Below are 19,863 nucleotides of genomic sequence, written 5' to 3'. Positions count from 1 at the left end.
TATAAGAAAAAAGAACCAGCCTAGGCTAGTTCTTATTTTATTATTTTTTAGTTTTCATCGTTTGCTACGAATGGAAGTAAAGCCATTACACGAGCACGTTTGATAGCTGTAACCACTTTACGTTGGTTTTTAGCTGAAGTACCAGTAACACGACGAGGTAAAATTTTACCACGTTCACTGATGAAACGTTTTAAAAGTTCAGTATCTTTGTAGTCTACATGTTCGATTTTATTAGCTGCAATAAAATCAACTTTTTTACGGCGTTTGAATCCGCCACGACGTTGTTGAGCCATGATTTTTTCTCCTTATATTATTTCTTAATTTTGAAATTACGTTCTTATAATAGTCAACTACTCATATAAAATATGAGAACCTTTAATTAACATTGGTAATCCATAAGAATTACTAATATTACTATAAGGTATTAGAATGGTAGATCATCATCATCAATGTTGATTGGACTTCCTCCACCGAATGGATCAGAGTCGTTACGTCCGAAATCAGGAACATTGTTTTGTTGAGTTGATGAACCGTATGAATTATTATTGCTGTTTCCTTGTGGAGCTTGATAGCCACCACCAGTTGAACCACCTTGACTTTCGCGAGTTGCGCGACTTTCAAGGAAAGTAACATTATCAGCAACAACTTCAGTTACATATACACGTTGTCCTTGTTGATTTTCATAATTACGAGTTTGAATTCGTCCTGTAACACCAAGAAGATTACCTTTTTTAGCACCGAAACGAGCTAAAAATTCTGCGGTTTGTCTCCAAGCTACTACTTGAACAAAGTCAGCATCATATTCACCATTTTGGTTCTTGAAATTACGAGTAATCGCAAGGGTGAAACTTGTATTTGATTGTCCGCTAGCAGTTTGACGAAGCTCGATGTCTTTTGTCAAACGCCCTACCAATACTACGTTATTAATCATATAAGATGGTCCTCCTATGATTGATTAAACTAGAATTAAGCTTCTACTTTAACGATCATATGACGAAGAATGTCGCCGTTGATTTTAGCAAGACGATCAAATTCGCTAGTTGCTGCTGAGTCAGTAGCTGCTTCGATATTAACAATGTGGTATAAACCTTCATTGAATCTGTTAATTTCGTAAGCTAAACGACGTTTTTCCCAGTCTTTTGAATCGATGATTGTAGCACCGTTTTCAGTTAGAATCCCATCAAAACGTTCAACTAGAGCTTTTTTAGCTTCTTCCTCAATGTTTGGACGAATAATATAAAGAATTTCGTATTTAGTCATTGAATCTCTCCTCCTCTTTTGGTCTAATGACGTCCTACTCACTAGGACGTAAGTGAGGTATACTCACAAGAACCTATTATAGCAAAATATTCAAGGCTCATCAAGTAATAAATTCAATAATAGAAAATAATTTCAATCTAAAAACCCTATCCAAAAGAAATAGGGTTTAAAGCTTTTTTTGAAAAGATTAAAAGATAAATTTAATCGCTGCGTATATTAGTAAGATAGTACCAAGTACAATTCTATATTTACCAAAGATTGTAAAATCATGTTTCTTAATGTAATCCATCAAGAATTTAATTACAAAAATTGATACGAAGAATGCTGTTAAAGATGCAACTAGTAATACGAAAAATTCCTGTGTAGATAAAGCTTCTCCTGCTCTAATAAACTTGAAGATTTTCCAGCCACTAGCACCAAACATTACAGGTATTCCTAAGAAGAAAGTAAACTCTGCTGCTACATAACGGCTAGCACCTAAAATAATTGCCCCTAAAATAGTAACACCACTTCGGCTAGTTCCTGGCATTAAACTTAAAAGCTGAAACATACCAATACCAAAAGCAAAAGAATATGACATCTTATTTAGGCTTGTTACAGTTGGAGTTTTTTCTTCTGCCCATTTTTCTACAAATATGAAAGCAAAACCATAAATAATTAGCATTAAGGCAACACTTACAAAGTTATAAAAGTGATCTTCAAACCAATCGTCAAATTTCAAACCAATAACTGCTGCTGGTAAAGATGCAATTACTACTTTTGTCCATAAACGCCATGTATTTCTTTTTTCTTTCCCAGTTTTATTCTTATCAAAAGGGTTAAGTTTATCAAAGTATATTACAACTACTGCCATAATAGCTCCAAGTTGAATTACCACATTAAACATTGAGATGAATGCCGGGCTACCTTTTAATTTAAGAAACTCGTCAACTAAAATCAAGTGACCAGTACTTGAAATTGGTAGCCATTCAGTTATACCTTCAACGATACCAAGAAATATCGCTTTAATTATTTCAATCATATATTTTCCAATCTATTTATATTAATTCAAAATCATTATAACAAAGACTTCACTTAATATCTATTAAAAATTTTAATTCACAATCTTAAAAGCCTCTCCTTTACTTATAAAAAAAATAATGCTAGAATCAAGTGTAAATTAAATATTAATAGAGTATAGAGGTTGCATCTTTTATTAACCCCATTGAGTTTCGTGGAACATTGACGTGGGACTAGGAAAAGATGCCGAAAAATTTAGTATCCACTTGTACTAGGTTTTGGGTCGTATGTAAATAGCATTCGAACTGTCTTTGTTATAGTTTTCTATAATAAAGTTGAGCTTTACTTAAAACATACCAATTATCTATCCTCTTGCATATATACAAGGGGATTTTTCTATTTTTATTTAAAAATAAAATTTTATTTTTAGGAGATGTGATGAAAAAATTACTAGCATTCTTGCTACCACTTCTTTCGGTCTTTGCATTTGTAGCAAGTGCACAAGCTGATCAAGGTGAATTCCGTGTGGGTATGGAGGCAGGTTATCCACCTTTCAACTGGACACAAAAAACTGATGCTAATGGAGCTGTGAAAATAGATGGCTCAGAACAATATGCTAATGGTTATGATGTACAAATTGCAAAGAAAATAGCTGAAAAGCTTGATAAAAAGCTTGTTGTCGTTAAAACTAAGTGGGATGGTCTTGTCCCTGCACTCACATCTGGTAAAATCGATGCAATTATCGCAGGAATGAGTCCAACTGCTGAAAGACGTCAGCAGATTGATTTCTCAGATAACTATTATACAAGCCATCTTGTTATTGTTGTGAATAAAGATGGTAAATATGCTGATGCAACTAAATTATCTGATTTTAAAGATGCAAAGATTACAGCACAACAAGGTACCTTCCATTATGATTTGATTCCTCAAATTCCAGATGTAAAACAAGAACAAGCCATGTCGGATTTTTCGGCCATGCGTGTCGCTCTTCAATCTAAAACAATTGATGGATATGTTGGTGAACGTCCCGAAGGTATTACTGCTCAAGCTGCCAATGATTCATTTAAGATGATTCAATTCAAGGATGGTGATGGTTTTAAGACTAATCCTGAAGATACCCAGACTGCTGTTGGGGTAAGAAAAGGTGATAAGAACCTACCTGTTATCAACGAGGTTCTATCTACTATTTCTGAAGAAGATCAAACAAAGATCATGGATGAAATGACTGCCTTACAAGATCATCCAGATAAAAAAGTTGGTTGGTGGAATCAAGTTTTAAATATCGCCAAAGAAAATGGTCCTGAATTCCTACGTGCTGCTGGTGTTACTCTTTATATTTCACTAATTGGTACTATTATCGGTACTATCATTGGTCTCTTAATTGGTGTCTTCCGTACCGCTCCAAAGGCAGCAAATACTGTACTTGCTTGGTTTCAAAAAGCATTTGGTTGGTTCTTGAATGCCTATATTGAAATCTTCCGTGGAACTCCAATGATTGTACAGGCTATGGTTCTTTACTATGGTACTGCACAGGCCTTTGGAATTAATATGGACAGAACTCTTGCCGGTTTAATTATCGTTTCAATCAATACTGGTGCTTATATGAGTGAAATTGTCCGTGGTGGTATTCTTGCCGTTGACAAAGGTCAATTCGAAGCTGCTAGCGCGCTGGGTATGAATCACGGTCAAACTATGCGTAAAATCGTTCTACCGCAAGTTGTTCGTAATATCTTGCCTGCTACTGGTAACGAGTTCGTCATCAACATTAAAGATACATCAGTATTGAATGTAATCTCAGTTAGCGAGTTATTCTTTGAAGGTAACACAGTTGCCCAACAAAACTATCAATACTTCCAAACTTTCGCTATCATCTCAGTAATCTACTTCGTTCTAACATTTACAGTTACACGTATTCTTCGCTTCGTTGAGAAGAAACTAGATACTGATACACACACAACAGGCGCAAATCAAATGCAGGTTAAAGCGGAGGTTAAAAAGTAATGGCAGAAAAAATATTAGAAATTAAACATCTTAAAAAATCTTTTGGTTCTAATGAGGTACTTAAAGATATCAACATGGATATTCATAAAGGTGAAGTCATTTCAATCATCGGAAGCTCAGGAAGTGGTAAATCAACTCTCTTAAGATCCATCAATTTACTTGAGATTCCAACTGGAGGAGAGATTCTCTACCACGGAGAAAATGTTCTCCAAAAGGGATATGACTTACCTAAATATCGTACTCATCTAGGAATGGTATTCCAATCATTCAATCTTTTTGAAAACCTAAATGTTTTAGAAAACTTAATCGTTGCCCAAACTACTGTTCTTAAAAGAGAACGTGCTGAAGCTGAAAAAATTGCCCTTGAAAACCTTACAAAAGTTGGTATGGCCAGCTTTGTACAAGCACGACCAAGACAATTATCAGGTGGACAAAAACAACGTGTAGCTATTGCACGTGCTCTATCTATGAATCCTGAAGTAATATTATTTGATGAACCAACTAGTGCACTTGACCCAGAGATGGTAGGTGAAGTTTTAAATATCATGAATGAAGTTGCTAAATCTGGTCTTACTATGGTAATTGTAACCCATGAAATGGAGTTTGCACGTGAAGTATCAGACCGTGTTATCTTCATGGATAAAGGAGTAATTGCTGAAGAAGGTAGCCCTGAACAACTATTTGTTAATCCTAAAGAAGAAAGAACACGAGAATTTTTACAACGTTATCTACGTTAAAATTAATACAAAAAGAGGACTTCTAACAGGAGAGTCCTCTTTTTTAATATATACAGCAAAACACTTGTAATTAAAACTTTTAATTTGACAATCAACTGATCAGGGTATATTATCTTTATATAGTTTAAATTACAACTATTTGATTTAAAAGAATGTATGAGGTAATAAGTATGTCATTAACACGTTCACAAACAATTGAAACTAAAAAAGAGTTCCAAGATAATTTAACACTTTCTGGTCTAACAGTTGAAAGAATAGCTGAAGACCTGAATACTACACCAGAAATAATCGAAAATACATTAAATCTTGATGCAATTTATATTGAAGATCCTTGGGTATTAAAAGAATATCTTGAAGAAAAAATTAGAGAAAATGGGGATGTTCCTATTGAATTTAAAGCGCTAAGAGGTGATTATCATCAGTACTGGTTCTTAAATTCAAGTCGTATTGATAAAATGAAAATTGGCTAAATATCAAAAAAAACTTCCGTAGTTGGAAGTTTTTTTGATTAATCAGCAATTTCTGTAATCTTATCTGCTAAAAGATTCTTAAATTCTAATATCTCTGAATCATTATTTGAGTCATCATCTACAAGAGTACTATCTGATGATTCGTTACGTGTTTCATTTGATTGTTCATCCCCACCCACGCGCGCTTGTTTTTTTCGATTAGCTACATATTCACTACGTAGTTCCTGCCAATCATTTTCTGATAAAGCAATCATTTCAGGAGACATTCCAATGATATTACTTAAATGATTACCTACTTGAGCAAGCAGTGTCTTATTAGACATAATCTTTCTTGCAAGATTTTCATGACCAAAAGTCACAACAACAAAATTCTTACTTGCTGCTACTGGACTTGTATTATTGAGTAAAGCCTGTTCACTTGGCCTAGTAAAGTGTGCAACCAACTCATCCCAAGCATTAATCATTGATAATCGATCCTCATTAGTTGCTTCTCCAAGCACCTTAAAGACACGTTCACGACTATAATAAGCACTAGTTTTCACCGAACTACCATTATTACTACTATTCCCATTAGAATCAGTAGACACCATGTTCAAACTAGCATTATTTATCATTTTTTCTAATTCTCGCACTTGATCTCGAAGATTAGCAATTTCACTTTCAACATTAGCTGGGATTTCTACAACACTAGCTCCCGTTTGAACTTGGCTCGATCTAGTATTTGTCATCTTAATTGTCATAACATCAGCGATAATTTTAGTTTGAGCAGAAGATTTAAGAGTCTGCATGCTATCGCTTGCTATATCAATCCAATCAAAAATTAAATTTTTATCCACTTCTAAGTCATCTCTTAAAAGTAAATCACGTAAGGCAAACATTAGGTCTTCAGTAAAACGAAGCATATTTTTACCCTGATCAAATAAAACATCAAGCTCTGCCAGAGCATTGTCAGTATCAAAGTTAATGATGGCCGACACATAAGCATCCATTGCCTGACTACTAATACTACCTGTTACCAAGAGAGCATCTTCCAAAGTAACTTTACCATCAGAAAGACTTAAGGCTTGGTCAAGTGTTGAAAGTGCATCACGCATTCCACCTTCTGCTGACTTGGCAATTACATCAAGAGCTTCTTCATCATATTCTACTGTTTCATCATCAAGTACCTCTGCCAAATGTTTCTCAATAGCTGGCGTTGTAATTGACTTAAATTCAAAACGTTGAACACGAGAAAGAATGGTAGCTGGAATTTTCTGCAATTCAGTTGTTGCAAGAATAAATACAACATTCTCTGTCGGTTCTTCCAAAGTTTTCAAAAGCGCATTAAAGGCACCTGTTGAAAGCATATGAACTTCGTCAATGATATAAATTTTATATTTAGCAACACTTGGCGCATATGTTGATTTATCACGAATTTCACGAATCTCATCGACACCATTATTACTTGCTGCATCAAGTTCAATTACATCATCTAAATTACCCTTAGAGATTGACTCACAGATAAAACACTCATTACAAGGCTCTCCATCCACTTGATTAGGACAGTTAATTGCCTTAGCAAATATCTTTGCTGCACTTGTCTTACCTGTTCCACGAGGCCCTGAAAAAAGATAAGCATGACTTATCTGGTTATTTATTACTGCATTTTTTAAAGTGGTCGATACTACTTCTTGACCGACCATTTGGTCAAAACGTTGCGACCTATATTTCCTATATAAAGCTTGATAACTCATTATTTTTCTACCTCAAATTGAGAGAATTTCCATTCTGTTTTTTCAATTAATATTTCAACAAATTTTTCCAAATATTCTTTATCAATCTCATCATAGTCAGCAACATTGATTGAATCAAGGTCAAGTACACCCAAAAGACTACCATTTTTTATCATTGGTACCACGATTTCTGAACGAGCTTTAGAATCACAGGCGATATAATTTTTATGTTTAGTGACATCATCAACAATTATTGTTTGTTCCTTCTCAGCACTTTCACCACAAACACCTTTACCTAACTCAATATTTACACAAGAGATACCACCTTGAAATGGTCCCAAAACCAGTTTTTCTCCATCAAAAAGATAAAAGCCTGTATAAACACTTTCTGGCAGAGTAGTCATAAGTAAAGCAGATGCATTAGATAAATTAGACAGGACGTTATTTTCATCACCTGAAATCAGTGCTTCTAATTGAGCTAGCATTATTTTATAATTATCGATTTTTTTATTCATATTTTCTCACCACTACTATCAAATTTGTTATAATGTATTAGATATATTATAGCAAAAAAGGAGTGTTTTTTATATGAACTTAGACGAAACTCGCAAACAGATTGACGGTGTAGATAAACAAATAATTGAATTACTAGAAGAACGTATGAAACTGGTTCAAGAAGTTATTGCCTACAAAAAAGAAAATAATCTTCCGGTCCTTGATAATTCACGTGAAAATATTGTACTTGAAAAAACAAGAGAGAGGGTTGAAAATCCTATTTTTGCAGATTCAATTGTAGCTACCTTTCAAGATATAATGAAGAATTCTAGAAACTTTCAAGAAATCGAGCTTGAACAATGAAAAAATATTATTCTGAAATTCTGATACTTTCTTTGCTTGCAACAATAATTGGAGTATTAACAGGTGCGGTCGATGCTTTCTTTGGAATTATTTTATTAAAGTTATCTGATTTCAGAACAGAGCACTTCATCTACTTAATCCCATTTTTAGCACCAGTTGGTGTATTTATAGCATGGTCATATCAAAAGTTTGCAGGAAAGGCTGCAAAAGGAATGGGACTTGTTTTTGATGTTGGTTTTGGTAACGAAGATGTGATACCTTCTAAATTAATCCCATTTTCAATTATCTCAACATGGTTAACACACTTATTTGGTGGAAGTGCTGGTCGTGAAGGAGTCGCCGTTCAACTAGGTGCAACGATTTCTAATAATCTTGGAAATTTATTAGGACTTAAAAAGTATAAACAGACTTTGGTAATTGTAGGTATGGCAGCAGGTTTCGGTGGACTATTTCAAACCCCGCTCGCAGCTGCTTTCTTTGCCATTGAAGTGATGATTGCTGGTAAGTTAAATTATAAAATTTTACTCCCAGCCTTAATTGGAGCATTTACAGCAAGTTCTGTTTCAAATTTTCTAGGGCTAGAGAAATTCGCTTTTAGTTTAAATAATATTCCAAACTATGATTATACTCATATTTTCAAAGTAGCCTTTTTGGGAATATTGTTTGGACTAACAGGATTTTTATTCTCTTATTTACTAGGAACTGCCAAAGCTAAGATGACTAAACTTTTCCCAAACCCTTTAACTAAGATTGCAGTTGGCGGGGTAATCCTTTCCGTACTGATGTTTATCTTCTTTCAAGGAAGATATTCTGGTTTAGGAACTAATCTAATAAGCATTGCCCTAGATGGACAAAAAATCTATAGCTTTGATTTTATACTTAAACTCCTACTTACTATTTTAACTTTATCTGTTGGATTTCAAGGTGGAGAAGTGACCCCTCTATTTGCGATTGGTGCAAGTCTTGGTGCAATTATGGCTCCAATTTTAGGTCTTCCTGTCGCCTTCAGCGCAGCTCTCGGATATGCATCAGTTTTCTCTAGTGCAACTAATACATTTTTAGCTCCTGTCCTAATAGGGTGTGAAGTATTCGGCTTTAATACTCTTCCATTTTTTATAATTTCAATTGCTTTAAGTTATACATTTAACTTTAATAAATCAATCTATGGTGCACAAAAAGTTATCTAAGAATGTGTAGAAATAGATTCTAAAGCCAAAAAGGACCTGGTTATGAAAAGTAAATATTTCTATCTTTTTATTCTTAGCATTGTTGCACTACCAATAGGATTCATCATTGCTTGTTTTGATGCTTTATTCGCAAATATTTTAATAAACATTACTAACTTTAGAATTGATCATTTTTATTTTCTAATTCCATTTCTTGCCCCTGTTGGTCTAGTAATTGTTTATTGTTATCAAAAGTATGGTGGTAATATCAAACAAGGTATGACCTTAATTTTCAATGCTGCTTTTGATGACAATATAGACATCCCTCTGCGATTAGTACCATTTGCTATGATTAGCACTTGGCTCACTCATCTCTTTGGAGGAAGCGCTGGTCGAACTGGCGTATCCATGCAGATTGGAGCAACTATCTCAAGTAATATTAACAAATTCTTCAAATCCAAGCTTAAACAAAAAGATTTGATATGTATTGGTATTGCAAGTGGATTTACCGCAATGTTTCAAACTCCTCTTGCCGGAGCAATTTTTGCTGTCGAAGTAATGGAAGTTGGAAAAATCAACTATCAAGCCTTAATCCCATGCCTCATTGCAGCTTATACCAGTAGGGAGACGGTTAGTTTTTTTGGGCTTAAAACTTTTAACCCAATAATTGATAACCTTCCTCATTTTTCATTTTCCAATATACTTAGTATTTGTATTATTTCAATTATCTTCGGAATTGCAGGCCTTGGTTTTTCTTCCTTAATGTCTACCAGTAAAAAAGAATTTCCAAAAATACTGCCTAATTCTTTGGTCCGTGTAGTTGTATTGGGAAGTATTCTATCTCTGATACTCATTCTAGCACACCAAGGACGATACTCTGGTCTTGGTTCAAATCTGATAAATCTAAGTTTTTCTGGAAAGCAAATATATAGCTATGATTTTCTCTTAAAAGCAGCACTCACGATTTTAACCCTTTCTATCGGATATCAAGGGGGTGAAGTAACACCTCTATATTCAATAGGCACTAGTTTAGGGATTATGCTTGCTCCTTTATTTGGTTTACCGCTTTATTTTTCTGCCTCACTTGGCTATGCTGCAGTATTTTCAAGTGCTTCAAATACTTTAATTGCCCCAATGCTTATAGGAGCTGAGACCTTTGGTTTCAATATGCTTCCATATTTCATTATTTGCATATCCATAAGTTATTTTTGTAATTTTAATAAATCAATATATGACGGACAAAGATGCACAAAAAAAGTTGAATCGCCAAATTAGCGATTCAACTTTTTTCTTATACTGCCTGACTCTCAAGCTCTTTTTGAGATTGGAAGTCCTTATCAATTTTTTCTGCAGTCAATCGGCCTTCACGAATACCCCAAATTACTAAACTTGGTCCACGCTTAGCATCTCCTGCAACATAAACTTTTTCATTATTTGTTGAATTATCATCATAAACTTCTGTAACTTCAAACTGTTCAAGAATTTCTTTTTGAACTCCAACAAATCCCATTGCAAGCAGTACTAAGTCAGCTTCGAGTATCTCTTCACTTCCTGGTACTGGCTGAAAACTAGGATCAACCTGAACTGTTTTAATTGCCTTTACATGATTACTTTCATCAACAATTATTTCATTTGTTGAACTTGTGTATTGAGTTAAGTTGATATTTCCAGCGTTAATAGCTTCTTCCTGTCCATAACCAAGACGATTTGTCATTGGATATTCTGGCCAAGGATTATTAGCTGCACGACTTTCAGGAAGCTGGGGTGTAATCTCTAATTGTCTTACCGAAGCAGCACCGAGTCTTATGGCAGTTCCAATACAGTCATTACCAGTATCTCCTCCACCAATTACTATTACTTTTTTACCTTCAAGTGATTTAGGAAGTTTTTTATCTGTACTTTCAAGTACTTCCTTAGTAACCTCTGTTAAGAAATCTACTGCAAATTGTACTCCTTCAGCTTGTCGACCAGCTACTGGCAAATCTCTTGCTACTCCTGCACCGATTGCTAATATAATACGATCAAATTCAGAAGCTAGTTGATCATAAGATAAGTCCTTACCAATCTCAGTATTTGCTTGAAATTTAATACCAACCTCTTTCATTACTGAAATTCTACGGTTAACTACATCCTTATCAAGCTTCATATTTGGAATGCCATACATTAAAAGGCCACCAAAACGATCGCTTTTCTCATAGACTGTTACCTGATATCCCAGTCGATTAAGACGCCATGCGGCAGATAATCCTGCAGGACCAGATCCGATTACTGCAACTTTATAATCATATCTTTCAACTGGCATTCCTGATTCTTTGACCCAACCTTGTTCAAAGGCAGTATCAATAATAAATCGTTCATTATCATGGATAGTTACGCCCGAACCATTAAGCGCCTCTGTACATGATTTTTCACAAGGAGCAGGGCATACACGACCGGTCATCTCTGGCAGATAGTTTGTTCTAGTCAAACGTTCGAAGGCTTTTTTGAATTCTCCACGGTAAACTAGGTCATTCCATTCTGGAATTAAGTTATCATTAGGACAGCCTGAAACTGCTCGTTTGCCCCCATAAAAGACCCCTGAGTGACAAAATGGTATTCCACATGACATACAGCGTGCAGCTTGTTCCTGCCTTTCCTTTTCATCAAGAGGAGTTTGTAATTCTTCAAAATCTAAGACTCTATCATTAACATCACGGTAAGGGTTATCCTTACGATCAAATTTTAAGAAACCGAATGGATCAGCCATTATTTTTCACCTCCTCTTACTTTTATAAGTTGATATTTTTCTTCTTTTGGCATTGTCATTGCAAGATTAAATGTTTGGTTAGTTAGATCAACACCATTAACACCTTCACCCTTCAATTTATATTCAATTGCCTTAATTTCATGGTATTCAGTTGGATAAACCTTGATAAATTTCTTGGATTCTTCATCCCAGTTTTCAAGAATCTCCTTAGCTTTATCACTCTCTGTGTATTTGTAATGATTTTCAATCAGTTCCTTAAGAATTTCGTCACCAATTGTTTCATCAACTCTGTACAAATCCACTAATTCATGGTTAACTCTCTGGTCAAAGTCACCTTTTTCATCGTATACGTAAGCGACTCCACCGCTCATACCAGCAGCAAAGTTACGACCTGTTGTTCCGAGGATAACTGCGACTCCACCAGTCATGTATTCACAACCATGATCCCCGATACCTTCAACAACAACATGAGCACCTGAGTTACGAACACAGAAACGTTCACCAGCACGACCTCTAAAGTATGCTTCACCGCGTACAGCCCCAAAACAAGCTACGTTACCGACTATTGGAGTATTTCCTACATCATAACCTGCATCATGTGGTGGGCGAACGATAACACGTCCCCCTGATAGAGACTTAGCAATGTAGTCATTAGCTTCACCAACAAGAGTCAATTCCATACCTTGAGTAATGAATGAGGCGAAGGACTGACCAGCGACACCAGTATATTGATACTTAATTTGTCCAGCTGGGAGTGCATAATTGCCGTATCTTTCAGCAAGCCATCCTCCCATACGGCTACCGACTGAACGGTTAACGTTGTTTATAGGTGATTTAATTTCTATTGTCTGTCCATTTTCAATAGCTGCTTGGGCGAAAGAATCTAGTTCAACCCACTTACGAGTTTCTTCAAATGGATCAACTTTCTTGCTTCTAATTGGCAAAGTAGAACCAATCACACGACTAAAATCAAGCGAATTAATTTTTTCATCTGAGAAAGTCTTTTGTTTGAGTACTTCAGTATGGCCAACCATTTCATCTACTGTTGAAAATCCAAGATCTGCCATGATTTCACGAAGTTCTTGAGCCAAGAATTTCATTGTATTCACCACATGTTCTGGCTTTCCTGCAAAATGAGCTCTAAGTCTAGGGTCCTGAGTAGCAACCCCTACTGGACATGTATTTAAGCTACATACACGCATCATAACACAGCCAATCGCAACTAGTGGAAGACTTGCAAATGAGTATTCTTCTGCCCCTAATAAGGCTGCTACTGCTATATCACGACCTGTCATAAGTTTCCCATCAGTCTCCAGGGTAACTCTTTGACGCAGATTATTTAAATGCAAAGTTTGATGTGCCTCTGATAAGCCAATTTCCCAAGGAAGACCCGCATCTCGAACGGAGTTTCTAGGACTAGCTCCCGTACCACCATCATAACCTGAAATCACAACCTTATCTGCCCCAGCCTTTACACATCCAGTAGCAATTGTTCCAACACCTGTACTTGACACAAGTTTAACATTGATTTTAGCATAAGGATTAATGGCCTTAAGGTCATAAATCAACTGCGCTAAATCTTCAATACTATAAATATCATGATGGGGTGGTGGTGAAATCAAAGTAACTCCTGGAGTTGAACCACGAATTTCTGCAACCCATGGGAAGGATTTTCTTCCTGGAAGTTGCCCACCCTCACCAGGTTTAGCACCTTGGGCAAGTTTAATTTGAATTTCTTCTGCACTCATTAGATATGCTGCATTTACTCCAAATCGACCACTTGCTACTTGTTTAATCTTAGAATTTACATTTCTTCCATCTGCTTGTGGTTTAAAGCGATTAGCATTTTCTCCACCTTCACCACAGTTAGACTTGGCACCAATTGAATTCATTGCTTCCGCAAGACATTCATGAGCTTCCTGTGACAGTGATCCAAAACTCATGGCACCAACCTTAAATCGCTTAACAATCTCATCAACAGGTTCCACCTCTTCAATATTTAAAGGTGTTCGATCTCCTTTAAATTCCCAAAGACTTCTAAGAGTTGTTGGATTGTCTTTAGCTTCTTCGTCCATAAGTGAAGAATATTCTTTAAATTTTTCATAATCAGATAAACGTACTGCTTGTTGGAAAGTATACATTGTTTTTGGATTATATAAATGATGCTCGCCGTCTTCCTTGAACTGGAATGATCCTCCACTTGGCAAGCTATCTTCCCGATGGTTGCTATACGCATACTCTGTACGTTTTTTATATTCAGAATCAATCTGTTCAATTGATAGGCCAGAAAGTCTGGTAACTGTTCCTGTAAAGTATTTTTCAACGACAGAATCTGAAAGCCCAACTGCTTCAAATAACTGAGCACCCTTATATCCTAGGATTGTTGAGATACCCATGCGACTCATTACTTTAACGATACCTTTACTCGCTGCTTGACGGTAGTTATCAGCCAAATCATCTTTACCATAATCTACAAGAGTTTCATATGCTCCATATGGATGAATGGCACAAACACCGTAGCCAATCAGTACTGCAAAATGATGAACTTCTGTTACTTCTGCTGTATCAACGACTATGGAGAATTTTTTACCTTTGTTCTGTTCAACCATGTAATGGTAAAGACCAGAAGCTGCAAGCAAAATTGGCATTGGTGTTTTACCAGCTGTAAATTCACGGTCACTTAAAACAATAATATTAGTTCCCGCATCCACAAGCATTTCAGCTTTTTTAAATAAATTTTCTAATGCATTAGACAACGAATTATCTACATCATAAAGAGTAGAAATTGTTTTACTTTTAAAATCTCCATTGTCTAAATGTGAAATTTTATTAAAGTCTTCCGTTGAAAGAACTGGATTATCTAATTTTAATTTTTTACAATTACTAGCAGCATCTTGAGTAATATTTGAATCACATCCAAGATAAACATCTGTGCTGATTACAATTTTTTCTCTAATTGCATCGATTGGTGGATTAGTAACCTGAGCAAACTGTTGTTTAAAGAATGTATATAGAGATTGATTATGTTTACTAAGAACAGCAAGCGGTGAGTCATATCCCATTGAAACAGTAGGTTCTTGACCATTTTCCGCCATAGGTATAATCACTTGTCTTACAACTTCATCAGTGTAACCAAACTGTTTCCACATTTGTTGACGTTTGTCAGCACTTAAGGACTGTTTATTTTCTGATGAAGCAGATAAATCAAAATCTGTGAAATCAGATAAGTGAGTCATATTTTTCTTAACCCATTCTTGATAAGGATATTCTTTAGAATAATGTTCTTTAACCTCTTCATTACGGATAATATGACCATTTATAGTATCTATAAGCATCATATTCCCAGGACCAAGAACTCCTTTTTCCACTATTCTGCTTGGTTCAAGATCTACAACTCCACTTTCAGATGAGCAAATAATGAAACGATCACTAGTAATTGAGTAGCGACTAGGTCGAAGACCATTTCTATCAAGGCGTGCCCCTACTGTATCCCCATCTGTAAAGACTAGAGCTGCCGGTCCATCCCATGGTGCCATAAAACTAGATGTATAGTCATAAAAGGCTGCTAAATCATCAGAAATCAAAGCTTCTTTGCTAGCTGCTTCTGGAATCATCATCAAAAGACTATGGGGAATATCACGTCCATTTTGATATAGATACTCCATACAGTTTTCTAGTTTAGCTGAATCAGAATTCTCTTTATTATAAATCTCAATATTATTACTCACCATCCAATTTTCAGCACCACGAAGTGTATTGATTTCCCCATTATGGGCTAAATATCTAAATGGTTGTGCTCGATCCCAACTTGGAAAAGTATTTGTAGAAAATCGTGAGTGAGTAAGGGCAATATGTGATTTAAAGTCTTGTGATTTTAAATCGGGATAAAACATTCCCACTTGATAAGCATGAAGCATGCCTTTATAAACAATTGTCTTTGAAGATAAAGAGCAAATATAAAACTCTCTATTCTCAAAAGTTTTTTCTAAAATCCTTCGTACAATAAATAACTTGTCTTCAAAACTTCTTCCTGCCTCTATATTCATAGGACGCTTAATAATATATTGTAAAAAAGAAGGCATTATTTTTTGAGATGTAGGACCACAGTTACCGAAAATGAAAGGTACTTCCCTAGTGAAAATAACCTCTATATTTTCTTCTTTGAATACTTCATCAATTTCTTTTAAAAGAATATTCTTTTCTTCATTATCCTTAGGCAAAAAGAATTGACCAACAGCATAGTCACCTTTTTGAGGTAGAGTAACATTGCTTTTTTCAGCTTCTTTTACAAAAAATTCATGTGGCATTGCCAGTAGGATCCCTGCGCCATCCCCAGTGTCTGGCTCTGCACCAGTCCCACCACGATGGTTCATTCGCTCAAGCATTGTCAAGGCATATTCAACAAGAGTATGGCTTGGTTGACCGTCAATATGAGCAACAAAACCCATACCACAGGCATCTGACTCAAAAGAAGGATCCCATAATGTAGTAGTTAAGGCTTCATTTTTATTCATTGTATATCTCCTATCCTATAAAATCGTGAGTGTAGATATTATACCATACAATTTACAGAATAGTATTAAATTTTCTGAAAATTGTAAAATGTATTTTACAAAAATGAAAAAAAGTACAATGCATGTGCACTGTACTCTTAATTATTCAAAATATTTTTTAGTATAACTCTAGGTAATTATCAATTTCCCATTGTGATACGTACTGTGCATATGATGCCCACTCAATACGTTTAGCTTCTACGAAGTTTGTATAGATATGTTCACCCATTGCATCTTTAACTACTTCATCTTCTTGAAGTGCTTTTACTGCATTGCGGAGAGTTGATGGAAGGTCAGTAATTCCTACTGCTTTACGTTCTTCATCAGTCATAACATAGATATTTGACTCTACTGGTGCTGGTGGAGTTAATTTATTAGTAATTCCATCAAGACCTGAATCAAGAAGAACAGCCAATGCTAGGTATGGGTTTGCTGTTGGATCAACTGAACGTAACTCTAAACGAGTTGATTTACCACGTGAAGCTGGTACACGAATAAGTGGAGAACGGTTACGTCCTGCCCATGCAACGTATACTGGTGCTTCATATCCAGGAACAAGACGTTTATATGAGTTAACAGTTGGATTCATAATAGCAGTGAAGCTATAAGCATGTTTCAATAGACCAGCAAGGAATTCGTAAGCTGTAGTTGAAAGCTCCATTTCTCCCTTAGGATCATAGAATACATTATTTCCTTCTTTATCAAACAATGACATATTACAGTGCATACCTGAACCGTTGATACCATATTTAGGTTTAGCCATAAATGTAGCATGTAAACCATGCTCACGCGCGATTGTTTTAACAACAAGTTTAAAGATTTGGATATTGTCACATGCTTCTAATACATTTGCATATTTAAAATCAATCTCATGTTGTCCAACTGCAACTTCATGGTGACTAGCTTCAACTTCAAAACCTAATTGAGTAAGAACATTTACAATTTCACGACGTGTATTATCTGCAAGGTCTGTTGGTGCAAGGTCAAAGTATCCACCTTGGTCATTCACTTCAAGTGTTGGAACACCATTTTCGTCTAGTTTAAATAAGAAAAATTCTGGTTCAGGTCCTAAGTTAAATGAAGAAAAACCATGATCTTCCATTTTATGTAATGCACGTTTTAAGTTTCCACGTGGATCACCCGCAAACGGAGTACCATCAGGATTATAAACATCACAAATAAGTCCTGCAACTTTACCATTTTCAGCTCCCCATGGGAAGACAATCCATGTGTCTAAATCAGGATATAAGTACATATCTGATTCATTGATTCTTACAAACCCTTCAATTGAAGAACCGTCAAACATCATTTTGTTATCTAAAATTTTATCCAATTGTTCATCAGTTGCTGGAACTTCAACGTTCTTCAAGGTACCTGCAATATCAGTAAACATTAAACGTAAGAATGTAACATTTTTTTCTCTAATATCGCGACGGATATCTTCTGCAGTAATTGTCATTTGTCTCTCCTTAAATTCCTTTACATGGATATGTGTCCAAAACTAGTGTCTGCTTTACCGTTAAATCTACTTTGACGTATTAATTCATCCTCTAATAATCTACGCACTTCTTTATCACTCAAAGATTTAGACAATTTATTTTCTTTCTCAGCTTTGTTTTTTTCATATACTTTTCTAATCTGAGCAATATTTAAACCATCACCAATATAATCTTTAATTTCTAAAAGTACATCAATATCATTTAAAGAATACATACGCCTATTACCATCATTTCTAGCGGGAAAGATTAATTCTTGATCCTCATAATAACGAATTTGGCGTGCAGATAAATCGGTTAACTTCATGACAGTTCCAATTGGAAATACTGCCATTGATCGACGTAATTCTCTCTCTTTCACTTCGATCTCCTTTACAAAATATATTCTAACTATAATTTTCAGAAAAGTCAACCATTAATGTTAGATTTTATAACATGAAAAAAGAGGAAATATATTTCATTCCTCTTTTCATTATTAAAATCCTTGTTCTTTTAAATAATCAATAAGATCTTTACCCTTAGACGTTGCATCATTAATGTATTTACTGATATCTAGATCACTAAAATCTCCATCATTCATGCCTGACTTCCTCATCTCTTCACGTGCTTCTTTAATAGACATTACTTTTGAAGCCTGATCTTTTATTTCTTTGTTCTTTTTGTCTTCTTCAGCATGATTTGTTACTGATTCCGAACTTTCTGACGTTGAAATCGATGTATCAGTTTCTCGACTAGCTTCACTAACAGATTCTTCAATTCCAGTTGAAGACAAGGAGTTTGAAACGGTTGTTATTAAAGAACTTTGCTCAGATTTATCTTTAGTGTTAGTTGTATACTTACTACTATCAAGTGAATTATATAGCATGTAACCCACAACTAAAAACAAACCTATAAGAATTGGAATAATTATTTTTTTCTTCATATTCACTCCTAATCTAATGCATTTAAATTATAATTCTTTATTCTATTAATCAAAGAATTTGCATAATTTGGATCCGTTGCATAACCTCCAGTTTGAAGAGCATTTGCAGCTTCCTCATATGTTCTAGCGTTCGATTTCAATACATTTCCATAACGTTCTGGGCTACCCAGTATCTTATTAATATAATCTTGTAAGCTTTCTGCTTGAGAAGAATATTTTCTGAATTTTTCTTTGGTAATTACTTCTTTACCATTTATATATTCAATAGTATTTTTCTCATATACTGCACCTGTCCATGTAGCATCTGCTTTAACCCCAAATATATTATTTGCATCTTTGGCTAGTTGGCTTTGTCCCCAAGCGCTCTCAGCAATTGTCTGACTCATCATTACCGATGCATAAACATTATTATTATTTGCCAATTTAACAATTTGTGGATAGATGCTATCAAACCATACTCTTTGTGTTGTATTTAAAACATCAAGTTTTAATTGTGGTTTTGGTTCAGATGTATCAGGAACTTGAGGTTTTACTGTTGGTTGTGTGGGTTCAGAAGTCTGAGGCTTTTCTGAAGTTTTTGTTGAAGAAGATGTGGGTTGCTTAGGTTTTTCAACCTGTAACTTAGAACTAGAAGTAGTTGAAGTATTCACCTTAGACGAACTAGTTACTGGTTTTTCTAATTCAACTTTATTAGATGGTAGAAGATCTTGTTCTAAAACATAAATACTTTGGATAGTATTTCTATCTTTTTTGTATGTTACTGTATATGAATAGTTTGATTTTGATTTATTATCTGCTCTAACTGCTGATATTGTACCTATCCAGTTACGATAAGTTTTCAAATCACTTCCATTTGATTCATAAGATGCGTTTGCTCTTATTTGAACAGTATCTCCTACTTTGTATTTTGAAGCGATTGGTTGTTGAAGATCTTGCTCTAAAA

Annotated in this window: 18 protein-coding genes and 1 riboswitch; of the genes, 6 read left to right on the top strand and 12 right to left on the bottom strand. The window is 35.1% G+C overall.

Features of this window, described 5'->3' with window-relative positions; all coding sequences use genetic code 11:
- Positions 1–47 precede the first annotated feature (47 nt).
- The 4 genes from rpsR to BG261_RS06360 all read right to left on the bottom strand — a co-directional run bounded on the left by rpsR (position 48) and on the right by BG261_RS06360 (position 2,281).
- Entirely contained in the window at positions 48–293 is a 246-nt protein-coding gene (gene rpsR, locus BG261_RS06375; protein WP_070787010.1) for a 30S ribosomal protein S18, read from the bottom strand.
- A gap of 131 nt (positions 294–424) precedes the next feature.
- Positions 425–931, bottom strand: a complete 507-nt coding sequence (gene ssb / locus BG261_RS06370; protein ID WP_070792367.1) for a single-stranded DNA-binding protein — start codon at positions 929–931, stop codon at positions 425–427.
- Positions 932–966: 35 nt separating this feature from the next.
- Positions 967–1,260, bottom strand: coding sequence for a 30S ribosomal protein S6 (gene rpsF / locus BG261_RS06365; protein ID WP_070787012.1), 294 nt, complete (start codon positions 1,258–1,260; stop codon positions 967–969).
- A gap of 187 nt (positions 1,261–1,447) precedes the next feature.
- Entirely contained in the window at positions 1,448–2,281 is an 834-nt protein-coding gene (locus tag BG261_RS06360; RefSeq protein ID WP_070792364.1) for an undecaprenyl-diphosphate phosphatase, read from the bottom strand.
- 148 nt (positions 2,282–2,429) lie between these two features.
- Positions 2,430–2,610, top strand: a riboswitch (Lysine riboswitch).
- Positions 2,611–2,697: 87 nt separating this feature from the next.
- Here BG261_RS06360 and BG261_RS06355 point away from each other — a divergent pair.
- From BG261_RS06355 to BG261_RS06345, 3 genes are all read left to right on the top strand, one after another.
- Positions 2,698–4,260, top strand: a complete 1,563-nt coding sequence (locus tag BG261_RS06355; protein ID WP_070792362.1) for an ABC transporter permease subunit — start codon at positions 2,698–2,700, stop codon at positions 4,258–4,260.
- The gene (locus BG261_RS06350) at positions 4,260–4,997 is read left to right on the top strand and encodes an amino acid ABC transporter ATP-binding protein (RefSeq protein WP_070792360.1); all 738 of its coding nucleotides are present in this window, start codon (positions 4,260–4,262) and stop codon (positions 4,995–4,997) included. Before BG261_RS06355 ends, BG261_RS06350 begins: the two co-directional genes overlap by 1 nt.
- A 170-nt stretch (positions 4,998–5,167) precedes the next feature.
- Positions 5,168–5,467: a DUF2316 family protein gene (locus tag BG261_RS06345; RefSeq protein WP_070792358.1), complete on the top strand. Its 300-nt coding sequence runs from the start codon at positions 5,168–5,170 to the stop codon at positions 5,465–5,467.
- A gap of 38 nt (positions 5,468–5,505) precedes the next feature.
- Here BG261_RS06345 and dnaX read toward each other — a convergent pair whose 3' ends face one another.
- Both dnaX and BG261_RS06335 read right to left on the bottom strand, forming a co-directional pair.
- Positions 5,506–7,200, bottom strand: a complete 1,695-nt coding sequence (gene dnaX, locus BG261_RS06340; RefSeq protein ID WP_070792356.1) for a DNA polymerase III subunit gamma/tau — start codon at positions 7,198–7,200, stop codon at positions 5,506–5,508.
- Positions 7,200–7,694, bottom strand: coding sequence for a free L-methionine (R)-S-oxide reductase MsrC (locus BG261_RS06335; RefSeq protein WP_070792354.1), 495 nt, complete (start codon positions 7,692–7,694; stop codon positions 7,200–7,202). The genes dnaX and BG261_RS06335 overlap by 1 nt, the downstream gene beginning before the upstream one ends.
- A gap of 73 nt (positions 7,695–7,767) precedes the next feature.
- Here BG261_RS06335 and BG261_RS06330 point away from each other — a divergent pair, with 73 nt between their 5' ends.
- Genes BG261_RS06330 through BG261_RS06320 form a run of 3 tightly spaced genes read left to right on the top strand, consistent with a single transcriptional unit; the run spans position 7,768 to position 10,478 of the window.
- Positions 7,768–8,037, top strand: a complete 270-nt coding sequence (locus tag BG261_RS06330) for a chorismate mutase (protein WP_070792352.1) — start codon at positions 7,768–7,770, stop codon at positions 8,035–8,037.
- Positions 8,034–9,224: a chloride channel protein gene (locus BG261_RS06325; RefSeq protein ID WP_070792350.1), complete on the top strand. Its 1,191-nt coding sequence runs from the start codon at positions 8,034–8,036 to the stop codon at positions 9,222–9,224. Before BG261_RS06330 ends, BG261_RS06325 begins: the two co-directional genes overlap by 4 nt.
- 42 nt (positions 9,225–9,266) lie before the next feature.
- Entirely contained in the window at positions 9,267–10,478 is a 1,212-nt protein-coding gene (locus BG261_RS06320; RefSeq protein ID WP_070792348.1) for a chloride channel protein, read from the top strand.
- A gap of 16 nt (positions 10,479–10,494) precedes the next feature.
- On the opposite strand, the gene BG261_RS06315 is transcribed toward BG261_RS06320, so the two are convergent.
- From BG261_RS06315 to BG261_RS06290, 6 genes are all read right to left on the bottom strand, one after another.
- Positions 10,495–11,949, bottom strand: coding sequence for a glutamate synthase subunit beta (locus BG261_RS06315; protein ID WP_070792347.1), 1,455 nt, complete (start codon positions 11,947–11,949; stop codon positions 10,495–10,497).
- On the bottom strand, positions 11,949–16,463 hold the full coding sequence (gltB, locus tag BG261_RS06310) for a glutamate synthase large subunit (protein ID WP_070792344.1): 4,515 nt from the start codon (positions 16,461–16,463) through the stop codon (positions 11,949–11,951). The genes BG261_RS06315 and gltB overlap by 1 nt, the downstream gene beginning before the upstream one ends.
- 157 nt (positions 16,464–16,620) lie before the next feature.
- The gene (gene glnA / locus BG261_RS06305) at positions 16,621–17,961 is read right to left on the bottom strand and encodes a type I glutamate--ammonia ligase (protein ID WP_070787025.1); all 1,341 of its coding nucleotides are present in this window, start codon (positions 17,959–17,961) and stop codon (positions 16,621–16,623) included.
- Positions 17,962–17,981: 20 nt separating this feature from the next.
- Entirely contained in the window at positions 17,982–18,359 is a 378-nt protein-coding gene (locus tag BG261_RS06300) for a MerR family transcriptional regulator (RefSeq protein WP_070792342.1), read from the bottom strand.
- 114 nt (positions 18,360–18,473) lie between these two features.
- Complete coding sequence (locus tag BG261_RS06295) at positions 18,474–18,920, bottom strand: hypothetical protein (protein WP_070792340.1); 447 nt, start codon at positions 18,918–18,920, stop codon at positions 18,474–18,476.
- An 8-nt stretch (positions 18,921–18,928) separates the two neighbouring features.
- Positions 18,929–19,863, bottom strand: a 935-nt coding sequence (locus BG261_RS06290) for a glycoside hydrolase family 73 protein (RefSeq protein WP_070792338.1), incomplete at its 5' end; no start/stop codon positions are given.

Origin of the sequence: Floricoccus tropicus, assembly GCF_001832905.1 — a bacterium.
GTDB classification, from domain to species: domain Bacteria; phylum Bacillota; class Bacilli; order Lactobacillales; family Streptococcaceae; genus Floricoccus; species Floricoccus tropicus.
Note: the sequence above shows the minus strand (reverse complement) of the source record. Positions and strands in the feature narration are given on the sequence as shown.

What these genes read in the sequence shown, in the direction of transcription:
- dnaX (WP_070792356.1), bottom strand. Translation starts at nt 7,200, where the DNA reads ATGAGTTATCAAGCTTTATATAGGAAATATAGGTCGCAACGTTTTGAC.
- BG261_RS06330 (WP_070792352.1), top strand. Translation starts at nt 7,768, where the DNA reads ATGAACTTAGACGAAACTCGCAAACAGATTGACGGTGTAGATAAACAA.
- BG261_RS06355 (WP_070792362.1), top strand. Translation starts at nt 2,698, where the DNA reads ATGAAAAAATTACTAGCATTCTTGCTACCACTTCTTTCGGTCTTTGCA.
- BG261_RS06315 (WP_070792347.1), bottom strand. Translation starts at nt 11,949, where the DNA reads ATGGCTGATCCATTCGGTTTCTTAAAATTTGATCGTAAGGATAACCCT.
- BG261_RS06325 (WP_070792350.1), top strand. Translation starts at nt 8,034, where the DNA reads ATGAAAAAATATTATTCTGAAATTCTGATACTTTCTTTGCTTGCAACA.
- glnA (WP_070787025.1), bottom strand. Translation starts at nt 17,961, where the DNA reads ATGACAATTACTGCAGAAGATATCCGTCGCGATATTAGAGAAAAAAAT.
- BG261_RS06350 (WP_070792360.1), top strand. Translation starts at nt 4,260, where the DNA reads ATGGCAGAAAAAATATTAGAAATTAAACATCTTAAAAAATCTTTTGGT.
- ssb (WP_070792367.1), bottom strand. Translation starts at nt 931, where the DNA reads ATGATTAATAACGTAGTATTGGTAGGGCGTTTGACAAAAGACATCGAG.
- BG261_RS06345 (WP_070792358.1), top strand. Translation starts at nt 5,168, where the DNA reads ATGTCATTAACACGTTCACAAACAATTGAAACTAAAAAAGAGTTCCAA.
- rpsR (WP_070787010.1), bottom strand. Translation starts at nt 293, where the DNA reads ATGGCTCAACAACGTCGTGGCGGATTCAAACGCCGTAAAAAAGTTGAT.
- BG261_RS06360 (WP_070792364.1), bottom strand. Translation starts at nt 2,281, where the DNA reads ATGATTGAAATAATTAAAGCGATATTTCTTGGTATCGTTGAAGGTATA.
- BG261_RS06335 (WP_070792354.1), bottom strand. Translation starts at nt 7,694, where the DNA reads ATGAATAAAAAAATCGATAATTATAAAATAATGCTAGCTCAATTAGAA.
- BG261_RS06295 (WP_070792340.1), bottom strand. Translation starts at nt 18,920, where the DNA reads ATGAAGAAAAAAATAATTATTCCAATTCTTATAGGTTTGTTTTTAGTT.
- BG261_RS06320 (WP_070792348.1), top strand. Translation starts at nt 9,267, where the DNA reads ATGAAAAGTAAATATTTCTATCTTTTTATTCTTAGCATTGTTGCACTA.
- rpsF (WP_070787012.1), bottom strand. Translation starts at nt 1,260, where the DNA reads ATGACTAAATACGAAATTCTTTATATTATTCGTCCAAACATTGAGGAA.
- gltB (WP_070792344.1), bottom strand. Translation starts at nt 16,463, where the DNA reads ATGAATAAAAATGAAGCCTTAACTACTACATTATGGGATCCTTCTTTT.